This window comes from Marinobacter salarius (assembly GCF_032922745.1).
Lineage (GTDB): Bacteria > Pseudomonadota > Gammaproteobacteria > Pseudomonadales > Oleiphilaceae > Marinobacter.
Genome location: NZ_CP136693.1, coordinates 67,947 through 88,610 on the forward strand (window position 1 = coordinate 67,947; position 20,664 = coordinate 88,610).

20 protein-coding genes and 1 pseudogene are annotated in these 20,664 nt (G+C 57.9%); 14 read left to right on the top strand and 7 right to left on the bottom strand.

Going from position 1 to position 20,664, the window contains the following annotated elements; translation table 11 throughout:
• Window positions 1–7: 7 nt before the first annotated feature.
• On the bottom strand, window positions 8–874 hold the full coding sequence (locus R1T46_RS00310; protein WP_317307016.1) for a YicC/YloC family endoribonuclease: 867 nt from the start codon (window positions 872–874) through the stop codon (window positions 8–10).
• Window positions 875–1,036: 162 nt separating this feature from the next.
• On the opposite strand from R1T46_RS00310, the gene rph reads away from it, so the two are divergent.
• Window positions 1,037–1,753 (top strand): ribonuclease PH, encoded by a 717-nt coding sequence (gene rph / locus R1T46_RS00315; protein WP_127402121.1) that lies wholly within the window; start codon window positions 1,037–1,039, stop codon window positions 1,751–1,753.
• Window positions 1,754–1,818: 65 nt separating this feature from the next.
• Here rph and R1T46_RS00320 read toward each other — a convergent pair whose 3' ends face one another.
• Window positions 1,819–2,625, bottom strand: coding sequence for an exodeoxyribonuclease III (locus R1T46_RS00320; protein WP_317307017.1), 807 nt, complete (start codon window positions 2,623–2,625; stop codon window positions 1,819–1,821).
• 81 nt (window positions 2,626–2,706) lie between these two features.
• Between R1T46_RS00320 and pyrE the strand changes: the two genes are divergently transcribed.
• Window positions 2,707–3,345, top strand: a complete 639-nt coding sequence (pyrE, locus tag R1T46_RS00325; protein WP_317307018.1) for an orotate phosphoribosyltransferase — start codon at window positions 2,707–2,709, stop codon at window positions 3,343–3,345.
• 79 nt (window positions 3,346–3,424) lie between these two features.
• On the top strand, window positions 3,425–4,072 hold the full coding sequence (locus tag R1T46_RS00330) for a DUF4124 domain-containing protein (RefSeq protein WP_317307019.1): 648 nt from the start codon (window positions 3,425–3,427) through the stop codon (window positions 4,070–4,072).
• A gap of 84 nt (window positions 4,073–4,156) precedes the next feature.
• Here the strand turns inward: R1T46_RS00330 and R1T46_RS00335 are convergent, their stop codons facing one another.
• The gene (locus R1T46_RS00335; protein ID WP_292049011.1) at window positions 4,157–4,579 is read right to left on the bottom strand and encodes a hypothetical protein; all 423 of its coding nucleotides are present in this window, start codon (window positions 4,577–4,579) and stop codon (window positions 4,157–4,159) included.
• 337 nt (window positions 4,580–4,916) lie between these two features.
• Here R1T46_RS00335 and R1T46_RS00340 point away from each other — a divergent pair, with 337 nt between their 5' ends.
• Window positions 4,917–5,441, top strand: a complete 525-nt coding sequence (locus tag R1T46_RS00340; RefSeq protein WP_317307020.1) for a fibronectin type III domain-containing protein — start codon at window positions 4,917–4,919, stop codon at window positions 5,439–5,441.
• Window positions 5,442–5,451: 10 nt separating this feature from the next.
• Here the strand turns inward: R1T46_RS00340 and R1T46_RS00345 are convergent, their stop codons facing one another.
• Window positions 5,452–5,778: a DUF2782 domain-containing protein gene (locus R1T46_RS00345; protein WP_036205605.1), complete on the bottom strand. Its 327-nt coding sequence runs from the start codon at window positions 5,776–5,778 to the stop codon at window positions 5,452–5,454.
• Window positions 5,779–5,907: 129 nt separating this feature from the next.
• On the opposite strand from R1T46_RS00345, the gene polA reads away from it, so the two are divergent.
• Both polA and R1T46_RS00355 read left to right on the top strand, forming a co-directional pair.
• Entirely contained in the window at window positions 5,908–8,643 is a 2,736-nt protein-coding gene (gene polA, locus R1T46_RS00350) for a DNA polymerase I (protein ID WP_317307021.1), read from the top strand.
• A 220-nt stretch (window positions 8,644–8,863) separates the two neighbouring features.
• The gene (locus tag R1T46_RS00355) at window positions 8,864–9,232 is read left to right on the top strand and encodes a hypothetical protein (RefSeq protein WP_041332636.1); all 369 of its coding nucleotides are present in this window, start codon (window positions 8,864–8,866) and stop codon (window positions 9,230–9,232) included.
• 29 nt (window positions 9,233–9,261) lie between these two features.
• Here the strand turns inward: R1T46_RS00355 and R1T46_RS00360 are convergent, their stop codons facing one another.
• The 3 genes from R1T46_RS00360 to R1T46_RS00370 all read right to left on the bottom strand — a co-directional run bounded on the left by R1T46_RS00360 (window position 9,262) and on the right by R1T46_RS00370 (window position 13,114).
• The gene (locus R1T46_RS00360; protein ID WP_317307022.1) at window positions 9,262–10,668 is read right to left on the bottom strand and encodes an OmpP1/FadL family transporter; all 1,407 of its coding nucleotides are present in this window, start codon (window positions 10,666–10,668) and stop codon (window positions 9,262–9,264) included.
• A 115-nt stretch (window positions 10,669–10,783) separates the two neighbouring features.
• A complete protein-coding gene (locus tag R1T46_RS00365; RefSeq protein ID WP_041332635.1) occupies window positions 10,784–11,905 on the bottom strand; it encodes a PilT/PilU family type 4a pilus ATPase in 1,122 nt (373 codons plus the stop codon).
• 174 nt (window positions 11,906–12,079) lie between these two features.
• Window positions 12,080–13,114 carry a type IV pilus twitching motility protein PilT gene (locus R1T46_RS00370; protein WP_027830795.1) on the bottom strand — a complete coding sequence of 345 codons (1,035 nt, stop codon included), beginning with the start codon at window positions 13,112–13,114 and terminating at the stop codon, window positions 12,080–12,082.
• A gap of 145 nt (window positions 13,115–13,259) precedes the next feature.
• On the opposite strand from R1T46_RS00370, the gene R1T46_RS00375 reads away from it, so the two are divergent.
• From R1T46_RS00375 to rdgB, 8 genes and pseudogenes are all read left to right on the top strand, one after another.
• A complete protein-coding gene (locus tag R1T46_RS00375) occupies window positions 13,260–13,952 on the top strand; it encodes a YggS family pyridoxal phosphate-dependent enzyme (protein ID WP_317307023.1) in 693 nt (230 codons plus the stop codon).
• Between the two features lie 83 nt (window positions 13,953–14,035).
• Window positions 14,036–14,869: a pyrroline-5-carboxylate reductase gene (proC, locus tag R1T46_RS00380; protein ID WP_317307024.1), complete on the top strand. Its 834-nt coding sequence runs from the start codon at window positions 14,036–14,038 to the stop codon at window positions 14,867–14,869.
• Window positions 14,870–14,892: 23 nt separating this feature from the next.
• Window positions 14,893–15,474: a YggT family protein gene (locus R1T46_RS00385; protein ID WP_036203140.1), complete on the top strand. Its 582-nt coding sequence runs from the start codon at window positions 14,893–14,895 to the stop codon at window positions 15,472–15,474.
• Window positions 15,475–15,717: 243 nt separating this feature from the next.
• Window positions 15,718–16,527, top strand: a pseudogene (locus R1T46_RS21570) (dynamin family protein); the annotation flags it as partial.
• Window positions 16,528–17,851: 1,324 nt separating this feature from the next.
• Complete coding sequence (locus tag R1T46_RS00395) at window positions 17,852–19,000, top strand: homoserine O-succinyltransferase MetX (protein WP_036203135.1); 1,149 nt, start codon at window positions 17,852–17,854, stop codon at window positions 18,998–19,000.
• A complete protein-coding gene (metW, locus tag R1T46_RS00400; protein WP_036203131.1) occupies window positions 18,997–19,599 on the top strand; it encodes a methionine biosynthesis protein MetW in 603 nt (200 codons plus the stop codon). Before R1T46_RS00395 ends, metW begins: the two co-directional genes overlap by 4 nt.
• The gene (locus R1T46_RS00405) at window positions 19,596–20,051 is read left to right on the top strand and encodes a DUF4426 domain-containing protein (RefSeq protein ID WP_036203129.1); all 456 of its coding nucleotides are present in this window, start codon (window positions 19,596–19,598) and stop codon (window positions 20,049–20,051) included. The genes metW and R1T46_RS00405 overlap by 4 nt, the downstream gene beginning before the upstream one ends.
• Window positions 20,051–20,662, top strand: a complete 612-nt coding sequence (rdgB, locus tag R1T46_RS00410; protein ID WP_036203126.1) for an RdgB/HAM1 family non-canonical purine NTP pyrophosphatase — start codon at window positions 20,051–20,053, stop codon at window positions 20,660–20,662. Before R1T46_RS00405 ends, rdgB begins: the two co-directional genes overlap by 1 nt.
• Window positions 20,663–20,664 lie beyond the last annotated feature (2 nt).

Sequence of the window (20,664 nt, forward strand, 5' to 3'; positions counted from 1 at the left end):
AGTGAGGTTACTCCAGGTTCTGGACCTGCTCCCGCATTTGCTCTATCAACACTTTCAGGTCAACCGCTGCCCTTGTCACCCGGGCATCGATGCTTTTGCTGCTGAGCGTATTGGCCTCGCGGTTGAGCTCCTGCATCAGGAAATCCAAACGGCGACCGATGGCATCGTCGGACTGCAGAGTGTCCGAAACCTCGGTGATATGGGCTTCCAAGCGATCCAGCTCTTCGGCGACATCGCTTTTCTGGGCCAGCATCACCATTTCCTGAGCCACGCGATCCGGGTCAAGCTCCACCTTTGCCTGCTCGAAACGGTTTTTCAGGTGCTCGTCCTGGGCGCGGATCAGTTCCGGCATCCGGGCCCGGACCTCTGCCACCAGCTTGTTCATAGTGGCCAGCCGGTCTTCAAACAGCGGCCGAAGGCGTTCACCTTCCCGCTCCCTGACTGTCACCAGCTCACTCACAGTACGCTCGAATAACTCCCCTGCCGCCTTCCGGGCTGGGCCAAAGTCCTGCTCGCTGGAGGCCAGCACTCCCGGCCAACGGAGTATATCCAGGGCGCTAATGTGGGCCGGGTTGTCCAGCATTCGGTTGATGTGGTTTGCCGCCTCGTTCACAGCGCTCGCCACATCCTCGTCGATTTCGAAACCCTGGGTCGCCGATTCATTGGCCTGAAGACGAATGGCCACGTCCACTTTGCCGCGCCGCAATTGCTTGCGCAGTTGCTCACGGAAACTGTTCTCCATCTCCCGGAGCGCTTCGGGCAAGCGAAAGGACGGCTCCAGGTACCGGTGGTTAACCGTGCGAATTTCACAGGTGAGCGTTCCCCAGTCTTCCTGGGTATCCTGGCGGGCGAAGGCCGTCATACTTCTGATCATGGTGACTCCACGTTTGCGAAGAAGCAGGTTTCAAGTTTAGCAGGCTGGCCGCCCCAACATCGAACAGACGCCGCAGACTGCGTGTTATACTCCGCAATCTTTCGACTTTGCAATCGACCGGGGATTCTCCCCGGACACTCACCACTGATACCAGGAACGATTATGAGACCGAGCGGAAGAACGCCGGAACAATCCCGAGACATTCGCATCACCCGTCAATACACCCGCCACGCCGAGGGTTCCGTGCTGGTGGAATTTGGCGACACCAAGGTGATCTGCACCGCCTCTGTTGAAAACAAGGTCCCCCCTTTCCTGCGGGGCGAAGGCAAAGGCTGGATTACGGCCGAGTATGGCATGCTGCCCCGTTCCACCGGCAGCCGCATGGGGCGGGAAGCTGCCCGCGGCAAGCAGGGCGGCCGCACCGTGGAAATCCAGCGCCTGATCGGCCGTTCCCTGCGCGCAGCGGTTGACCTGAGCGCCTTGGGCGAGCATTCCATCACCATCGACTGCGATGTCATCCAGGCCGACGGTGGTACCCGCACCGCTGCGATTACCGGTGGCTGCGTGGCGCTTGTGGATGCGCTAAACCATCTGGTGAAAGAAGGCCGGCTGAAAAAATCGCCGCTGAAGCAGATGATTGCAGCGTTTTCTGTGGGCGTTTACAAAGGCACACCGGTATTGGACCTGGATTACCCGGAGGATTCCGAGGCCGAAACCGACATGAACGTGATCATGACGGATCAGGGTGGTTTCATTGAAATTCAGGGGACGGCCGAGGGCGCGCCGTTTGAACAGGAAGAGCTGGACGGCATGTTGAAGCTGGCCAAGCTGGGTATTGGGCAGCTGTTTGAGGCACAGAAAGCGGCTTTGGCTCAGTAGCCATTAGCATTGCGGTCTGGGCGGGCTTGGGAAGATGAGCCTTCCCGAGACCGCCTACTCCAATCTTAGAAACCGATTTCGATGTCGTAATCCATGATCACCGGTGCGTGATCGGAGAAACGGGTGCCGTCATCAATCCAGCCATCCCGAATGGTCTTTCGGATACCCGGCGTCAATAGCTGATAATCCACCCGGATACCGGCATTCTTGCGAGAACCTTCAGCCTGCTCGGGCCACCAGGTGTACTGATTGCTCTGCTTGTTGATATCGCGGAATGCATCAACACAGCCCATTTCATCAAACAAACGGTCCAGCCATGCCCGCTCATGGGGCAGGAAGCCGGAAAAATCCAGCTTGTGGAACAGCGGGCTGGCGTCGGTCACGTGATGGGCGGTTTGCAGGTTGGCGCAGAATATAAACTGGCGACGCTTGCGCAGAGTTTTCTGCATATGGAGACCAAAGGCCTCCATGAAGTCGTCCTTGTGATCCAGAACCGTCAGGTCATCCTCGCCAATCGGCTCCTCTTCCCGCCCCAGAGCAGACGGGGAAAGCACGCAGGCAACGGACACTTTGTCGAAATCCGCCTGGATGAAGCGACCCTCGCGATCAGCCTGCTCGTTAGCAAAGCCGTACATGATGGCTTTTGGGAAATGACGGGTATAGATACCAACGCCCCCATCTTCGTTACGCTCGCCATCAATAAAATAGGCTTCGTAGCCCTCCGGGATCAGGTTAAAATCCTCGATCTCGTAGGCCCGCATGCGGTGGTCCTGAACGCAAACCACGTCAGCGTCCTGGCTGGCCAGCCATTCAAAGAAGCCTTTTTCAACAGCCTGGGCCAGACCGTTGACGCTGATTGTTACTACCCGCATACGTGTTCCCTGATTCGGTTTGTGTGTATGATACCGGTTTTACGCGTTAATTAAAGATCCAAACCCGCCAGAAGCCTTGTCATGCACGACTATCAGCAACAGTTCATTGAGTTCGCCATCCGCCGCAACGTGCTCCGTTTCGGAGAGTTTACGCTTAAATCCGGCCGCACCAGCCCCTATTTCTTCAATGCGGGGCTGTTCAATACCGGGGAGGATCTGCTTGAGTTAAGCAAGGCCTATGCCGCAGCACTCCAGCGTAGTGGGCTGGATTATGACATTATTTTCGGGCCTGCCTATAAGGGCATACCGTTGGCGACGGTCACCGCCATGGCCCTGGCCGCCGAGGGTAACAACAAACCATTCGCCTTCAACCGAAAAGAAAAGAAAGATCACGGCGAGGGTGGCAATATCGTGGGTGCCCCCCTGGAGGGCAAGGTACTGATTGTTGATGACGTTATTACCGCTGGCACGGCTATCCGGGAATCCATGGAGCTGATCCGCACCTCAGGGGCGGAGCCCGCAGGCGTGCTCATTGCCCTCGACCGTCAGGAGCGAGGCGCTGGTGAACTATCTGCCATCCAGGAAGTTAAACAGGAGTTCGACATTCCTGTGGTCAGTATTATCAGGCTCGAGCAGGTGCTTGCCTACCTGCAAAGCAGGCCCGGCTTCTCAGAACATGCTGACAAAGTCGCCGCATATCGGGACGAGTACGGAGTCTGAATCCAGGCATGGTTTATCGTTCAGCTTTTGGTATGCTTCCTGACATACATTGTTTCAAGCGGAGCGCCAGTCTCTCACCATGAATCGTCTGACCAGGTTTTCAATCGCTGTATCTGCTGCGGCTGCGCTGATGTCTGCCTCTATCGCAGAGGCAAGGATGTACCGCTATACCGATGAGAACGGTCAGATTGTCATCAGCAGCACCATCCCTCAGGAAGCGTCCAGGCGGGGCTACGACATTCTCAGCAAGAATGGTCGGGTGATTGAAACGATTGATCCGGAACCCACCGAAGAGGAAATTGCCGCCAGGGAAGCCGAGGAAAAACGCCAGGCCGAAGCGGAACGGCAGCGGGAGCTCGACCGCAAGCTTCTGGAGCGCTACAGCCACCCAGACGAAGCCGTGCGCGCCATGCACCGGAAAATACGTGAGTTGCAGGGGCTGAATCAGCTCAAGAGAGGCAACATTTCGGTGATCGTCAGCCAACTGGACAGCGAACAGAGCCGGGCTGCAGACCTGGAACGTTCCGGTCGCGACATCCCCGAAGCGACACTGGAAAAAATACGGCGGCTGGAAGTCCAGATTCGTGACATCGAACGTGAGATCAACTCGCAGAACGCCAATATAAAAGCCCTGCGAGAGCGGTTCGAGGCGGACATTGAACGGCTGGAAGAGATAACCGGCGAGGAAAGAACGCTTCCGCTGGACCCGGACGATCTGGAAGAGTAATAAACCACACGGCTTGACCAATCAGGCACAAAAAAGGTCACCTTGCGGTGACCTTTTTATGCTTCAAAGAACTCCGGTTGCCGTTCAGGCAGTCGCGGGGCTCTTCTTGGCAGTGCTGGTGCTTTTGCGGGCTGTGGTTTTGCGTGCAGCCGGCTTCTTGGCCTGGGCGGTAGCCTTGGTTGACTGGGCAACGCTGGTCACTTCGTCCGCTGCGTCGGCAACGGTATCTGCGCCTTCAGCCGCTTCTTTCTCGAGCTTGGCAACCAGGTCGGCCGCAAAGCTGCCGAAACGGGTGTTCAGGCTGCGCAGTTGCTCGAACAGGTTCTCACTGTAGCCATAGTAACGAGTGCGCAAGGTCTTAACACTGTATTCACGGGCTTCGGTTTCCAGCTTTTCTGCGTACTCGAACGGCTTGGAAGCCAGTTTTTTCTGCTGCTCTTCAGCCGCGTTGATACCCTTCGCTACGATGTCCTGAAGCTGTTCCTGATAGGTCTTGAGTTTACCCATGATGACTCTCCTAAGATTGTGGATGCGTGGTTTGAAAATCTGCATCGTTATCGCCGGCAAACCGATGCCGACTTCTGATCACATGTCGAAGGTTACGGTCAAAAATTAGAATGTTCATACTAAAACCATCCCCTATTCATCATCTATCAAAGGGGGGACCGGATCGTCTCGGAATTTACGGATCGTTCACTTGATGATTCTGTCAGCTTCGGCATACTCTGCGCCTTGAATTGAGAAAGCCCGTCTCCCCGTTTTATTCAGGCCTCGCTTCTGACGCACCCCGATACTGTAATAACAGCACTAACAACACGCTGCTAAACGGATTGCGAACAATACAATGCAAGGTAAAAAATTCTGCCAGAACGCTGCGGATCTCCGACAGCTAACGAAAATCGTCGTAGCCGGATTGGCCCTGGCTATCATGGCCGGATGCCAGGAAGACTCCGGGGCGTCAAGGGCCGCTTCAAGCCAAGCCAGCGAAGCATCGGAACAAAGGCTGGGGGGCGCCATTTCATCAATTCGGGGCACGCTTGGGCAACCTGAAACGGCGCAGGGTGAGCCCCCCAGTGCAGTGAATCCGACCGACTCGGAGTCGATCACCGCCCCCACACTGTACTGGGACGCTCCGCTTACCCGGGAAGACGGCTCACGCCTCTATGCCAGCGACATCAGCGGCTACCGCATCTATTATCGCCTGCGACACACGGACAATTACGAGGTCATATCACTCTCCGGTGATGACATCACCCGCTACCAGCTTGAGGGCTTCCCCCCCGGGGCCTACGAATTCAGCATTACCGCCCTTGACGACAGTGGACTGGAAAGTCAGCGTTCCGATCCAATCACTGTCGACCTGATCTAGGCGCAGGCGCTTACCACCTGAAGATGACCCAACTGGGCACCAGCATGTCGGTCTCGCTCTCACGAATCCAGCCACCACCATCTGCTGGCACCAGGTAGTATTCGGGACCGACTTCCGGCACTACTTTGATCTCCACCAATTGACCATTCACCCGGTATTCGTAGAACACCTCGTTCTCACCCGGGCGAATCACGATCTGCGCCCCGTCAGCGGATGGCTGATAATCAGACACCACCAGGGGCTCCCTGGGTGTCTGTACAACATCGACATCCTCCTGGGCCATTGAAGGCCCGCAGAGCACACCCAACACAAGACCCGAGCAAGCGATACGTTTCATTTTCATGGTACTCTTCGGTTCTGTTTAGAGACGTGCATAATCACGCTGACACACGGGAAATGCACCCCGTTTATGTCAGAGTTGCACAAGCCTATCAACGCTTCAATCAGAATCCGGATCCGTTTTGATATGACACAGCAGCAGACTCCGCCGGTAGTTCTTGTAGATGGCTCTTCCTACCTCTTCCGCGCCTATCATGCCCTGCCGCCACTGATGACCAGCAAGAGCCACCCCACGGGCGCCATAAAGGGCGTTATCAGCATGATCCGGAAGCTGGAACAGGATTTTCCAGGCTCAAAAATGGTGGTGGTGTTCGACGCCAAGGGTAAGACCTTTCGCAACGACCTGTACGAAGACTACAAGGCCACCCGCCCGCCTATGCCGGATGACCTGGCCATGCAGATCCAGCCAATCCACGACATGGTTCGGGCCATGGGCCTGCCCTTGTTGATCGTCAGTGGCGTGGAAGCCGACGATGTCATCGGCACCCTGGCCCATGAAGCCACCAGCAAGGGCATTGATGTGGTGGTGTCGACCGGCGACAAGGACATGGCGCAGCTGGTGAGCGATCACGTCACCCTGATCAACACCATGACGGATACCCGCATGGACCGCGACGGCGTGGTCGAGAAATTCGGCATTGGCCCGGAGCAGATCGTGGACTACCTGGCGCTGGTGGGCGACAAGGTGGACAACATTCCCGGAGTCAACAAGTGCGGCCCGAAAACCGCCGTTAAATGGCTACAGGCGTGGGACAACCTGGATAACATCATCGAGCACTCGGATGAGGTCAAAGGCAAAATTGGCGAATACCTTCGGGAAGCCACCGAAACCCTGCCGCTCAGTCGCCAACTGGCCACCATCAAAACCGACGTGGATCTTGAGTTCGGGCTGGAAGACCTCAAGCTGAGGACCCAGGACGACGGTCAGTTGCTGGAACTGTTCCGGGAGTATGAGCTTCGATCCTGGATTGCCGAGCTCGAAAACGGCGACTCAGCCGATGAAAAAAGCGCGGACGATGCCGTCGACAACAGCGCCAATCCGGCCAGCAAAGAGAAAACATACACAATAGTGACCGATCAGGCAGAGCTGGATACCTGGATTGATCGCCTCAACAAGGCACCGCTGTTCGCCTTTGATACCGAGACCACCAGCCTGCGTTATATGGACGCCGATGTCGTTGGTGTGTCCTTTGCCATTGAGCCCGGCGAGGCTGCCTACGTGCCATTTGGCCACGATTATATGGGCGCCCCGGAACAACTGGACCGGGAAACAGTGCTGGACCAGTTGAAACCTTTGCTGGAAGACCCGAAGAAAGCCAAGCTCGGCCAGAACCTCAAATACGACAAGAACGTGCTGGCCAACCACGGCATCCACCTGGAAGGCATTGCGGAAGACACCATGCTGGAGTCCTACGTACTCAATTCCGTAGGGTCTCGTCACGACATGGACTCGCTGGCCAGGCAATACCTGGGCGAGCAGACCATCACTTTCGAATCCATCGCCGGCAAAGGCGCCAAGCAACTGACCTTCAACCAGATTGATCTGGAGCAGGCTGGCCCCTACGCGGCAGAAGACGCCGATATCACCCTTCGACTGCACCAGGCGCTGCGACCGCAACTGGAGAAAACCGGCCGGCTGCGGGACGTCTATGAAAACATCGACCTGCCACTGGTGCCCGTACTGTCCCGTATGGAGCAACGAGGTGCGATGATCAGCGCCAGCACGCTGCGCAAGCACAGCCAGGAACTGGCAGAGCGTATGGCGGAGCTTGAGAAGGAAGCCCACGAGGAAGCCGGCGAAAGCTTCAATCTGGGCTCTCCCAAGCAACTACAGGCTATTTTCTACGACAAAATGGGGCTGCCGGTGGTAAAGAAAACCCCGAAAGGCGCGCCCTCCACGGCGGAACCGGTGCTGCAGGAACTGGCCCACGAGCATACCCTGCCCCGATTGATCCTTGAGCACCGCAGCCTGAGCAAGCTGAAATCCACCTACACCGACACCTTGCCGGAATTGATTCACCATCGCACTGGCCGGATTCACACCTCCTATCACCAGGCGGTAACGGCCACCGGCCGGCTGTCGTCCTCGGAGCCGAACCTGCAGAACATTCCCATCCGCAGCGAACAGGGCCGGCGCATTCGCCAGGCTTTCGTGGCCCCGGAGGGCTACAAGCTGATGGCGGCGGACTACTCCCAGATTGAGCTGCGCATCATGGCGCACCTGTCGGGCGACAAGGGACTGCTCAAGGCGTTCGAAAAGGGCGAGGACATTCACCGGGCGACGGCTGCCGAAGTCTTTGGCGTGGCCGTCGACGACGTCTCCGGCGACCAGCGCCGCAGCGCCAAGGCCATCAACTTCGGACTCATTTATGGCATGTCCGCCTTTGGCCTTGGCCGCCAGTTGGATGTGGGTCGCAACCAAGCACAGGAGTATATTGACCGCTATTTCGAGCGCTATCCCGGCGTGCTGAAATACATGGACAGTATTCGCAAACAGGCCCACGACGACGGATACGTGGAAACGCTCTACGGCCGTCGCCTGTACCTGCCGGAAATCAACGCCCGCAACAAGCAGCTGCAACAGGCCGCCGAGCGTACGGCCATCAATGCCCCCATGCAGGGGACTGCCGCGGACATTATCAAGCGGGCCATGGTCAGCGTTGAGGACTGGCTACAGGAACATCACCAGGACGATGCCCGAATGATCCTGCAGGTTCACGACGAACTGATTCTGGAAGTGCGTGAATCCGCCGTGGACAAGATTCGCGAAGGCCTTGAGAAGCGGATGTCTGCTGCGGCATCGCTGGATGTACCCTTACTGGTGGAGGCCGGCGTCGGTAATAACTGGGACGAAGCCCACTGAACCCTCTCGCCCAGGTTCCGTTTTGGGGCGAACAAGGTGGTTTCGCCCCAAAACACACCATTCTTTTTGCAGTCTCACCAGTATGCTCCCAGCAACGACGGCGCTGGGCTCGACAGCCGAAAACGGCACGAAATTCGCAAGCCTTGTGAGGGTCGGCCCCGCATTCGCATGAGTGAATACCGGGCCATGTTGTGACACTTTTCTACCCGAGGCACTCACCATGACTTTTCTGGCTTCCGAGCGCAGTTGGCTTATGAACCCTGGCTTACTGAAACTGGTTCACCAGTGTCGCCGCTTAATTCAGTCTGAGTTCGGGGTAAAGCTGCACCTCACGGAAGAGCACCTGGAACGGCATCTAGCGGACTATGCCAGCAAAACCCGCTCAGCCCACCTCATCCACACCTGGGAAATACTCAGACCCCAGATCCCTCACCTGGACCTGCACGACGAGACCGACAATGCGAAGCGAATGTATCGCGGACAGGAAATTGCCGAGGAAACGTCTAGGGGCGACAGTAGTGCTTCCGAAACGGAAGCAGAAAGGACGAGAAAGAAGAAGGTTATCTATCGTGGGCAGGTTATTGGTTGAGGGGCGCCGTACGCCCCTCAAGGTATTACTTAAAACTGCTTGCTGACCTGTACCCCCGCACTCCAGGCATCAAGCTCATAGGTACCACGGTAGCGAGCCGCCCCGGGCATGGGCTCGTCGTTGACGTCATAGTTCTGTTCGTTCACCTCTTCGTCGTCGAACAGCAACACCCCGGCGGCCACGTCTACCGTCCAGCCTGAACGGGCGTCGGCGTACTGTGCGCCCAGCGTGACCCAATCGCGATCCCCTGACGGGATTCGAGCCGTACGGAAATCGTCGTTCACCGGCGACTCATCCCAGGCATAGCCAGCCTTGAATGCCCACTCCGGGGTCGCCTGCCAGATGGCGCCGACATTGGCCTGCCAGGTGTCTTTCCAGTTTTCCGAAACGTGCGTCACCAGGCGCTCATCACCAAGACCGGGCCCTGCCTGAGAAGAAATTGGGCCATTGTCCTCACGGCTGACCACATCCAATGCCTCAAACCGGCTCCACTTGGCCCAGGTCGCACCTGCCAGCAGTGTTACGGTATCGGTCAATTGGTGACGGGCACCGAAGGTAATGCTCTCGGGAATATCCAGCGGGACAGTCACCCGTTCAGTGACCGTGGACTGGCTGAACGTCAGGCCACCACCGCCAAGGCTACCCTGCGGATAGTTACGAACTTCCGCGTCGCCATCCAGCTCCAGTTCTGTTCCGGTCTGGGCGGATATACCAAACTGTGTTCGCTCCGACATTTCCCAAAGCAAGCCAAAGGCAAAGGTGAGCGCCACGTCACTGCCTTCGATATCCGCATAACCGTCTTCCAGGGTCCCCGGGGGCAACCCGAAGCGGGCTTCCGTACCACTGTAGTCCTGGAATTTGGTCAGCCGGCCTTCGGCGTAGATCACATTGACGCCAGCACCCATGGAGAATCCATTACCGTCGTTAACGGCAATGGACGGGCTGAATGCAATGGCGGTCAACTCGGTCTTGTCCGCGAAAAAGCGCCCCTTGAAGTCATCCTCGTAATCCGCCGCAAGGCCATAGGGGGCGTGCAGACCGAAGCCCACGTCCAGCCAGTCATTGATTTCGTGGGTCATGTAAAAATTGGGAAGGACGGCCGGGTCGGCGATATCACCACCGTTTCCACCGGCGACGGGACGACCGTCATCGCGAACGGCACTGCCGGTGCCTTCCTTGAGCTCGGCATCAATATCCAGAACGGCGGCACCAAACGACATATTGGTGCCGGAAAGCTGACTCATGCCGGCCGGATTGAAGAAAACCGTGGTGGCATTTTCCGGATTGGCTGCGGTGCCGGCGTTGGCAACGCCCATGGCACTGGCACTTTGCTCATTGAGTGAAAAACCACCGGCCAGCGCTGCGGCGGGTGCCACCAACGCCGATACCGTCGCGACTCGGATAACAGAGCCGGGCAATACTTTGTTTTTGCGCATAAATCCCCCTGGATGATCGTCAGGTTAGAGTATACGCATCACGGGCCAATGGCCTCAAATGCCATCACTACTGATTCAGAATCCTAATCGTTTACTACTTTAGTCTAATTCCCGATCAATCGTCCTGGATCGACAACTTGTCGACACTGGAAGCCAGCTTGTCAGCGCCCTGGGAATCGGCACCCAGCTTGATCATCAGGCGCAGGTCGTTGGCTGAATCCGCGTGCGCGAGGGCATCCTCATAAGTGATGGAGCCTTCGGCATAGAGTTCATAAAGCGCCTGATCAAAGGTGCGCATGCCGCTCTCGTTGGACTTGGACATCAGTTCCTTAAGTCGGTGCACTTCGCCTTTTCGAATCAGGTCCGCGACCAACGGTGTGTTGATCAACACTTCAATGACGGCTTTGCGGCCCTGCCCGTCCGGCGTCGGGATCAACTGTTGAGCGACGATGGCCTTGAGGTTCAGGGACAGGTCCATCCAGATCTGGTTGTGCTGTTCCGGCGGGAAGAACTGGATAATCCGGTCCAGCGCCTGGTTGGCGTTGTTGGCGTGCAGGGTAGCGAGGCACAGGTGGCCGGTTTCAGCAAACTGCACAGAGTATTCCATGGTCTGGCGGGTACGCACCTCACCGATGAGGATCACGTCCGGTGCCTGGCGCAGGGTGTTCTTCAGAGCCACTTCAAAGCTATCGGTATCGATGCCCACCTCTCGCTGGGTCACGATACAGCCCTGGTGCTGGTGCACGAATTCGATGGGGTCTTCGATGGAGATGATGTGGCCCCGGCTGTTGCGGTTACGATGCCCGAGCATAGCCGCCAGCGAGGTGGACTTACCGGTACCGGTGGCACCCACGAACATGATCAGTCCACGCTTGGTCATGGCCAGATCCTTGATGATTTCCGGCAGTGCCAGGTCATCAATCTGCGGGATTTTCACCTCGATCCGCCGCAGCACCATGCCGCAGAGGTTGCGCTGGAAGAAGGCGCTGACACGGAAGCGACCGATGCCTCGGGCACTGATGGCGAAGTTACACTCGTGGCTTTCTTCGAATTCGACCCGCTGTTTGTCGTTCATGGCGCCATAGACGAACTCCCTCGTCTGCTCCGGCGTCAATGCATTCTTGGTGACAGGCAGGACCTTGCCGTTGACCTTCATGGAGGGTGGCACACCGGCAGTAATGAAAAGGTCGGAGCCGCCTTTGTCCACCATCAAACGGAGCAGTTTTTCGAATTCCATGATCTTTTTACCTGTGTTTCTGGCTTTCGGTGATTTGGGTGTCGGCCAGCGCCTGTTCCAGGGCACGCCGTGAACACGTCCATGTGCGCTCGACAAAAACATCCATGTTTTTGACGTCCCTGGAACAGGCACTGCCCGACACCCTCCGAACTTTTGCCGAACCTTCTACAAAGTTTAGAAATTATCCGGCATTTTTGCTTTCATTCTCGCGGCTTCGCGGGAAATCAGGCCTTTCTTCAAGAGTTTTTCCAAGCACTGATCCAGAGTTGTCATGCCCAGGGAACCGCCGGTCTGGATCGCCGAGTACATCTGCGCGATCTTGTCTTCACGAATCAGGTTTCGGATCGCCGAGGTGCCAATCATGATTTCGTGTGCCGCAATCCGGCCGCCGCCCATTTTCTTCATCAGGGTCTGGGAGATAACCGCCTGCAATGATTCCGACAACATGGACCGAACCATGGATTTCTCTTCCGCCGGGAACACGTCCACCACACGGTCGATGGTTTTGGCCGCCGAGGTGGTGTGCAGGGTGCCGAACACCAGGTGACCGGTTTCAGCGGCCGTCAGCGCCAGGCGGATGGTTTCCAGGTCCCGTAGCTCGCCGACCAGGATAATGTCCGGGTCTTCCCGCAGTGCGGAGCGCAGGGCTTCGTTGAAGCCCAGGGTGTCACGATGCACTTCCCGCTGGTTCAGCAGGCACTTCTTGGATTCGTGCACGAATTCGATGGGGTCCTCGATGGTGAGGATGTGCTCGTAGCGGCTGTCGTTGATGTAGTCGATCATCGCCGCCAGCGTGGTGGACTTACCCGAACCCGTTGGGCCAGTCACCAGAACCAGGCCACGTGGCACAGAGGCGATGTCCTTGAACACTTGCCCCATGCCCAGGTCTTCCATCGTCAGTACCTTTGACGGGATGGTCCGGAAGACGGCGCCGGAGCCCCGGTTCTGGTTGAACGCGTTGACACGGAAGCGGGCGACACCGGGCACCTCGAAGGAGAAGTCGGTCTCCAGGAACTCTTCGTAATCCTTGCGCTGCTTGTCGTTCATGATGTCGTAGATCAGCCCATGGACTTCTTTATGTTCCATCGGCGGAAGGTTGATACGGCGAACATCGCCATCAACACGGATCATCGGGGGAAGGCCGGCAGACAGGTGCAAGTCTGATGCGCCCTGTTTGGCCGAAAAGGCAAGCAGTTCAGTAATATCCATAGGGGTCCTCGGAAGGCTTTTTTCTTTTATCCCGGTATGCGCCGGCTCCGGTCATTGGCACTGAACGGCTTCACTTGGCATTTCAGTAACCTGCGGGTAACGTGTCAGCGTATCAGAGACTGACCGGATTCGGCGGATTCGCACTATGAGCAGCATAGCAGACAACATCGGGAGCGTAACCCGACGCATACAAAAAGCAACATTGAAGGCCGGCCATGGCCCGGGTTCCGTGCACCTGCTGGCGGTCAGTAAGACGCGCCCGGCCAACGATCTTCGCAGGGCCTATAGCGCCGGCCAGCGGGCGTTTGGTGAAAACTACGTTCAGGAAGCTCTGGACAAGATGGAGGAACTGCAGGAACTGGACGCCATCGAATGGCACTTCATCGGTCCGATCCAGTCCAACAAGACCCGCCAGATTGCCGAGGCGTTTGCCTGGGCACACAGCGTTGACCGGCTCAAGATTGCCCAGCGTCTGAACGATCAGCGCCCTCCCTCTCTTCCTCCGTTGAACATCTGCCTGCAGGTGAATATCAACAATGAGGAGAGCAAGTCCGGTTGTGCCCTGGAGGATCTCATCGATATGGCAGACGCCATCGAAGAGATGCCAAATCTCTCGCTCAGGGGGCTGATGGCGATTCCGGACCCGGATCAGCCCGAGGCGGAGTTGCGCTCAAGCTTTCGCAAGTTGGCCAATGCGCTTAAACACATGCGCCAGGAGGCCCCTCGTTGCGGCCCACTGGACACCCTCTCCATGGGCATGTCCGGCGACCTTGAGATGGCCATTGCTGAAGGGGCAACCTGGGTAAGAGTCGGTACCGCTCTATTCGGGCCTCGGTAACCGGAGGCTGACAGCCTCATATCCTGTTATCATCAGCGGCAGACTGACAACTGACCACTACTGATCCAAACGTGGAGTGAACCTTGAGCACATCACCAACGATTTCGTTTATCGGTGCCGGCAACATGGCCAGCGCCATCATCGGTGGCATGCTGGACAGCGGCTTCAAGGCCGCCAACATCTGGGTCAGCGCCCCCGATGACAACCATCTTCAATCCATCCGCAAACAATTTGGTGTCAGCGTCACCACCGACAATCGTTACTGCGCCGAGCAGGCGGACATGGTGGTTCTGGCGGTGAAGCCACAGGTTATGGCAAGTGTTTGCTCAGACATCGCCCCGGTGGTGCAGAACACCCGCCCGCTAATGGTGTCGATTGCGGCCGGGCTGGAAGCTTCCACCCTGGACGAGTGGCTCGGTGGCGGACTGCCGCTGGTGCGCGTGATGCCCAACACACCATCGCTGGTTGGTAAAGGGGCTGCCGGGCTCTGTGCCAATGATCAGGTCAAGGAAAAGCAGAAGACCATGGTGGAGTCGGTCTTTAACAGCATTGGCTCGGCGCTCTGGGTGGAGGACGAATCCCTCCTGCATGCAGTGACTGCACTTTCTGGCAGCGGCCCCGCCTATTTCTTCCTGATGCTGGAAGCACTGGAAGAGGCGGCCACCGATGCCGGCATTGCCGGCGAGACCGCACGCGCACTGGCAATCCAGACCATGGCCGGCGCCGCCGAAATGGCAGGACGCAGTGAACACGACCCCGGCCAGCTCAAACGCAATGTCATGTCTCCCGGTGGCACCACAGAACAGGCCATCCAGACCTTTGAAGAGGGTGGCATGAGAGATCTGGTCAAGAAGGCCTACTCAGCCGCCTACAAGCGCTCCGGGGAAATGGCCAAAGAACTCGCCAATAAACAGTAACCAATAACGGGAGACACGGCTTCATGCTGGCTGACATTCTGATCACCATTCTGCTCATTGCCTCGACGTTCTACCTGACGATCGTGCTGCTGCGCTTTTTGCTGCAACTGGCCAGGGCGGATTTCTACAATCCGATCTCGCAGTTTGTTGTGAAAGCCACCAACCCGCTGCTGCGCCCGCTTCGCCGCTTTATTCCCGGTTGGGGCGGTATCGACGGCGCAGCCCTGGTGCTGGCGGTCATCATCCAGGCGATCACCTTTTTCCTCATTCTTGTGGCCCTGAACAGCAGCATACCGGCGATCAACCCGCTCACCCTGCTCAGCTGGGCCATCCTTAACGTTCTTGATCTGATCGTTAAGATCTACTTCTGGTCCGTCATTGCAGTCGTGGTCGTCAGCTGGATTGCGCCACAAAGCGGCCACCCTGCTATCCAACTGGTTGCGCAGATCACTGAACCCGTGATGCGCCCCGTACGCAATGTGATGCCATCCATGGGCGGCCTGGATCTGTCCCCGATTATCGTGTTCCTGATCCTCAATGTGGTTTCGGTGGTGATCGACCACATGAAGGTAGCCGCCGGCATGGGCTCCATCGTCGGAATGTAGACCACCTCTCAAAAACACATTCCGTTACATATCAGGACAATAAACTACTCTCACCTGCAGCTGGTTCATCTATCTGAATCAGCTGCATTTTTTGCCTTCTACACGTCGCCCTGCTATACAGACCCGTGATCGCCGCCGCAGATTTGCCGCGCCAATGCGGTAACATTAGCTATATTTTTGGCACAACTTTAACCAACCAAGATCCAACGCAGTCGCCCGGAAGTCGCGCAGAAGGATGGTCCGATGAACAAGCAAGGAACCCTGTCGCAGCAGGTAGAGGCCTACCACGGCTGGAAAAAAGAACTGATCAGGCAGATCGGTCGCTACCGTCTGTGGCTGCAGGACAACAACCTGTTTTCAGACGATGTCAGCAACCGCATTCGTCACGGCCTTGAGCTGCTGATCGAAGACGAACTCACCATTGCTTTCGTGGGTGAGTATTCCCGTGGTAAGACGGAACTGATCAACGCCCTCTTCTTTTCAGAATACGGCCAGCGCATGCTGCCATCCCAGGCGGGCCGCACCACCATGTGCCCGACCGAGCTGTTCTTTGACCGCACGTCAAACAGCAACTACCTGTTGCTGCTCCCGATCGAAACCAGGACCGGCGAGCTCTCCCTGCAGCAACTGCGCAAACAGCCCGAACGCTGGGTCAAACACGACCTGGACGAGCGCGACCCGGAAATCATGCGGGAAGTTCTGGCGGAAGTGGCTCGCGTAAAGAGCGTCACTCCGCAGGAAGCCCGCAAACTGGGCTTCGACGAGGACATGCTGGAGCATGACCGCAACAAGCCGGGTAATGTCGTGGTGCCGGCCTGGCGCAACGCCCAGATCAGTATTCGCCATCCGTTGTTCGAGCGCGGCCTGCGCATACTGGACACCCCGGGGCTCAACGCTCTCGGCTCAGAGCCAGAACTGACCATCAGTATGTTGCCTCGCGCCCACGCCATTATCTTCCTGTTGAGCGCGGATACCGGCGTCACTGCCAGCGACATGACGATCTGGAAGGATCACATCGACACCGAGCACGCCGACCACCGCGCTGGCCGATTCGCAGTACTCAACAAGATCGACGTGCTCTGGGACGATCTCCAGGGCGAGAAGCATACCCAGGAAGCCATTGACCGGGTGCGTGGCTACACCGCTGACCACCTCGGCATGCGCCAGAACGACGTGATACCGCTGTCCGCCAAGCAAGGTCTGCTGGCTCGAGTCAAAGGCAACGAAGAACTGCTTGAACGTTCGAACCTCGCCCAACTGGAACAGTTGATCATCCAGCGCATCCTGATGCACAAGGAACAGCTGATTACACAGAGCCTGATCAACGACCTGTTGGGCATGCTGCAGAACAGTCAGGCCGCCATGCAAAACCGGCTGGACGCACTGGAAGAAGAGCTGCAGGCCTGTTCTGGCGTCACCATGGACACGGATGCACTGCGGCGCCTGGCTGACCGCGCCCAGCGGGACTATGACTTCTACTACAAGAAGCTGATTACGCTCCGGTCCAGCCGCCGGCTGATGGATTCCCAGGGCGAGATGCTCAAGGGGCTGGTCAGCGAGGATCGGTTTGAGTCCCATGCCGAGAAAGTCCGCCAGAAGATGTCGAAGAGCTGGACCACTGCCGGCATGAACCACAGCATGGATCATTTCTTCGAGCTGCTGGAAAATGATCTGAGCAACCTTCTCAGCGAAGGGCGGCTGGCCGAAAAAATGGTGGGCGCCATCTACCGCCGCTACAACGAAGACACCCGGGCCCGCCACCTGGAGCCAATTCCATTACGGGCAGGTCGTCACGTTATTGCCATTCGCGAACTGCGCAAGAAGGCAAAACGTTTCCGCATCAGCCCCAAAAATCTGTTGACGGAGCAGTCGCTGCTGGTCAGGCGCTTCTTCAACGTGATGGTGGGCGAAGCCCGAACACTGCATCTGCGCGTGCGGGCCGATGTCGAACGCTGGCCGTCGGAAGCACTACTACCAATCATGCAATACTCCATGGAACAGAAGCAGTTGCTGGAGCACCAGATCCGCCGCCTCCGGGGCATGGTTCGCAGCGACCGCGACAGTCGGGCCGAACGCGAACGACTGCAGAACACCATCAGCGATCTGACGCGCCAGCTTGAACTGGCTGATGCCATGCAGCGGCAAATCCGTAAACCGGCACCCACCCTGATCCAACAGAAGGTGGTCAACATTTCCGGCGCGGTCTGACCGGCGCCGGAAATGGCGGTTGCAGCCATGCAGGCCGGCCTTTAAACTGCTTGGCTGGCAATCGCCTGGCCATATCAATTAGGCCTGCACTTACATGCAGGTTTCCGCCCGGCCATTGCCTGAAACGTCTTCCAGATAATACGGACTGAATCAGGAACCTGTCGCGCCAATGCCCGATCCCTTGCCAACGGATTCTGTCGGGATAGTCACCCCACAGACACTGCACTTCGATACACCGATCACTCTCGCCTGCGGTCAGACGCTGGAGAGTTACGATCTGGTGATTGAGACTTACGGCAAGCTGAATGCGGATGCCACCAACGCGGTATTGATCTGTCACGCCCTCAGCGGCCACCACCATGCCGCCGGTTATCACAGCAAGGAAGACCGCAAGCCGGGATGGTGGGACAGCTGCATTGGCCCCGGCAAGCCCATCGATACCAACCGGTTTTTCGTTGTCAGCCTGAACAATCTGGGTGGCTGCCATGGCAGCACCGGACCCGGCAGCGTCAATCCGAAAACCGGCCAGCCCTACGGCCCTGATTTCCCGGTGATCACGGTACGCGACTGGGTCCACAGCCAGGCGTTACTGGCTGACCGGCTCGGCATTGAATGTTGGGCCGCCGTAGTGGGAGGCTCCCTCGGCGGGATGCAGGCGCTTCAGTGGAGCCTGGACTACCCGGACCGTTTGCGGCATGCCGTGACCATTGCTTCCACACCACGCCTGAGTGCCCAGAACATCGCCTTCAATGAAGTGGCGCGACAGGCGATCACGTCCGACCGTGAGTTCCACGACGGCCGCTACTATGAGCACGACACATTGCCGCGCCGGGGGCTGATGCTGGCACGCATGGTGGGCCACATTACCTATCTGTCCGACGCCTCCATGGGCGAGAAATTTGGCCGCGAACTGCGCGACCAGGCCTACAAGTTCGGCTATGACGCAGAGTTCCAGGTGGAGAGTTACCTGCGTTACCAGGGTGAGCGCTTCTCGGAGTCATTCGACGCCAATACCTACCTGCTGATGACCAAGGCTCTGGATTACTTTGACCCAGCCTACGAGCACGACAATGACCTGGCAAAGGCGCTGCTCCGTGCGCGCTGCGAATTCCTTGTCGTGTCGTTCAGCACCGACTGGCGGTTTACTCCGGCACGGTCCGAGGAATTAGTAAATGCCATGATCGCGGCCCGCTGCAAGGTCAGCTATGCCGAAATCGACGCACCCTGGGGGCATGACGCCTTCCTGATTCCCACACCACGTTACACCGCCATCTTCCATTCCTACATGGACCGGGTCGCACGGGAGGTAGGCGCATGAGAACAGACCTGAAAATCATCGAGCAATGGATCAGCGCCGGCAGCCATGTACTGGATCTGGGCTGCGGCGACGGCACCCTGCTGGACTACCTGCAGCGGGAAAAAAGAGCAACAGGGTTTGGCCTGGAAATCAATCCGGACCATATCACCACCTGCATGGGTCGCGGGGTGTCCGTCATTGAGCAGAACCTGGACACCCAGGGCCTGGGGAACTTCGAAGATCACTCCTTCGACACCGTGCTGATGACACAAGCCTTGCAGGCGGTCCGGCGCCCGGACATGGTCCTCGACGAGATGCTTCGCGTGGGCCGCGAGGGCATCGTAACCTTCCCCAACTTCGCTTACTGGCGATTGCGCTGGTACCTGATGCGCCGGGGTCGTATGCCTGAATCCGAAACGCTACCGTATAAATGGTACAACACCCCTAACATCCACCTGTGCACCTTCAAGGATTTTGAAGCCCTCTGCTTCCGCAAGGACGTCCGGATACTGAATCGCACGGTGGTTGACGGTGAACACCAGGATCGTTGGCTCAGCCGCCTTTGGCCCAATATGTTGGGGCAGATCGCCATTTACCGGATAACCCGGGAGGAATCATGACCATACATAGTCGCAATCACTGGCAGGCGATACTGTCGCTGGCGTGCCTGATTCTGTTCGCCAGCCAGAGCCATGCCGACTCAAAGGATTTTGGTGAATTCGAAGTACACTGGAGCGTTTTCCCAAGCACCTTCCTGGCCCCTGAAATTGCCCGCGAGAACAACCTTAATCGCAGCCGCGGCATCGGTATCGTCAACATATCCATCATGAGGGAAACCGAGGATGGCGGCCTGGAGCCGGTATCAGGCCAGGTGGAAGGCAAGGTCATGAACGATATCCAGCAGGCCCGGTTCCTGGCGTTTCGACGCATCCAGGAAGGCAACGCTGTCTATTTCATCGCCGAATACCAATACAGCAACGCCGAGTTGATGACCTTCCAGATCACCACCCGTCCCACGGGTGCCAGACAGGATCTGCCCATCCGTTTCACCCACACGCTGTTTAACGACTGATGACTGACGCCACCAACAGACTGGTCATTGCCAGCAACAACAAGGGCAAGATCGCCGAACTCACAGACTTGCTCGGCCCACTCGGGCTGACGCCCGTAGCCCAGGGTGAATTGGGGGTTGGCGAGGCGGAGGAGCCAGCGGTCACCTTCGTGGAGAACGCCATCCTCAAGGCACGCCATGCCGCCCGGATCACCGGGTTGCCGGCCCTTGCGGATGACTCTGGCCTGGCGGTGGATGCCCTTGGCGGGGCACCCGGCGTCCGTTCGGCCCGTTACGCCGGTGACACAGCCAGCGACGCAGACAACGTCCGGGCACTGCTCGACGCGCTGAAAGACGTTCCCGAGGGCCAACGCACGGCCCAGTTCCACTGCGTACTGGTCTACCTGCGCCATGCCGATGACCCCACACCGGTGATCTGTCATGGCCGCTGGCCAGGAAGCATCCTGCCAGAGCCCCGCGGTGAGGGTGGTTTCGGGTACGATCCGGTGTTCCTGGTACCGGAAACCGGCACCAGTGCCGCTGAACTGCCCCGCGCCGAAAAAGGCCGTATCAGCCACCGCGGGCGGGCACTGGCGCTGCTTCTGGACCAGTTGGGGAAAGGGCCGGGGTGACC

What these genes read in the sequence shown, in the direction of transcription:
- R1T46_RS00310 (WP_317307016.1), bottom strand. Translation starts at nt 874, where the DNA reads ATGATCAGAAGTATGACGGCCTTCGCCCGCCAGGATACCCAGGAAGAC.
- rph (WP_127402121.1), top strand. Translation starts at nt 1,037, where the DNA reads ATGAGACCGAGCGGAAGAACGCCGGAACAATCCCGAGACATTCGCATC.
- R1T46_RS00320 (WP_317307017.1), bottom strand. Translation starts at nt 2,625, where the DNA reads ATGCGGGTAGTAACAATCAGCGTCAACGGTCTGGCCCAGGCTGTTGAA.
- pyrE (WP_317307018.1), top strand. Translation starts at nt 2,707, where the DNA reads ATGCACGACTATCAGCAACAGTTCATTGAGTTCGCCATCCGCCGCAAC.
- R1T46_RS00330 (WP_317307019.1), top strand. Translation starts at nt 3,425, where the DNA reads ATGAATCGTCTGACCAGGTTTTCAATCGCTGTATCTGCTGCGGCTGCG.
- R1T46_RS00335 (WP_292049011.1), bottom strand. Translation starts at nt 4,579, where the DNA reads ATGGGTAAACTCAAGACCTATCAGGAACAGCTTCAGGACATCGTAGCG.
- R1T46_RS00340 (WP_317307020.1), top strand. Translation starts at nt 4,917, where the DNA reads ATGCAAGGTAAAAAATTCTGCCAGAACGCTGCGGATCTCCGACAGCTA.
- R1T46_RS00345 (WP_036205605.1), bottom strand. Translation starts at nt 5,778, where the DNA reads ATGAAACGTATCGCTTGCTCGGGTCTTGTGTTGGGTGTGCTCTGCGGG.
- polA (WP_317307021.1), top strand. Translation starts at nt 5,908, where the DNA reads ATGACACAGCAGCAGACTCCGCCGGTAGTTCTTGTAGATGGCTCTTCC.
- R1T46_RS00355 (WP_041332636.1), top strand. Translation starts at nt 8,864, where the DNA reads ATGACTTTTCTGGCTTCCGAGCGCAGTTGGCTTATGAACCCTGGCTTA.
- R1T46_RS00360 (WP_317307022.1), bottom strand. Translation starts at nt 10,668, where the DNA reads ATGCGCAAAAACAAAGTATTGCCCGGCTCTGTTATCCGAGTCGCGACG.
- R1T46_RS00365 (WP_041332635.1), bottom strand. Translation starts at nt 11,905, where the DNA reads ATGGAATTCGAAAAACTGCTCCGTTTGATGGTGGACAAAGGCGGCTCC.
- R1T46_RS00370 (WP_027830795.1), bottom strand. Translation starts at nt 13,114, where the DNA reads ATGGATATTACTGAACTGCTTGCCTTTTCGGCCAAACAGGGCGCATCA.
- R1T46_RS00375 (WP_317307023.1), top strand. Translation starts at nt 13,260, where the DNA reads ATGAGCAGCATAGCAGACAACATCGGGAGCGTAACCCGACGCATACAA.
- R1T46_RS00385 (WP_036203140.1), top strand. Translation starts at nt 14,893, where the DNA reads ATGCTGGCTGACATTCTGATCACCATTCTGCTCATTGCCTCGACGTTC.
- R1T46_RS00395 (WP_036203135.1), top strand. Translation starts at nt 17,852, where the DNA reads ATGCCCGATCCCTTGCCAACGGATTCTGTCGGGATAGTCACCCCACAG.
- metW (WP_036203131.1), top strand. Translation starts at nt 18,997, where the DNA reads ATGAGAACAGACCTGAAAATCATCGAGCAATGGATCAGCGCCGGCAGC.
- R1T46_RS00405 (WP_036203129.1), top strand. Translation starts at nt 19,596, where the DNA reads ATGACCATACATAGTCGCAATCACTGGCAGGCGATACTGTCGCTGGCG.
- rdgB (WP_036203126.1), top strand. Translation starts at nt 20,051, where the DNA reads ATGACTGACGCCACCAACAGACTGGTCATTGCCAGCAACAACAAGGGC.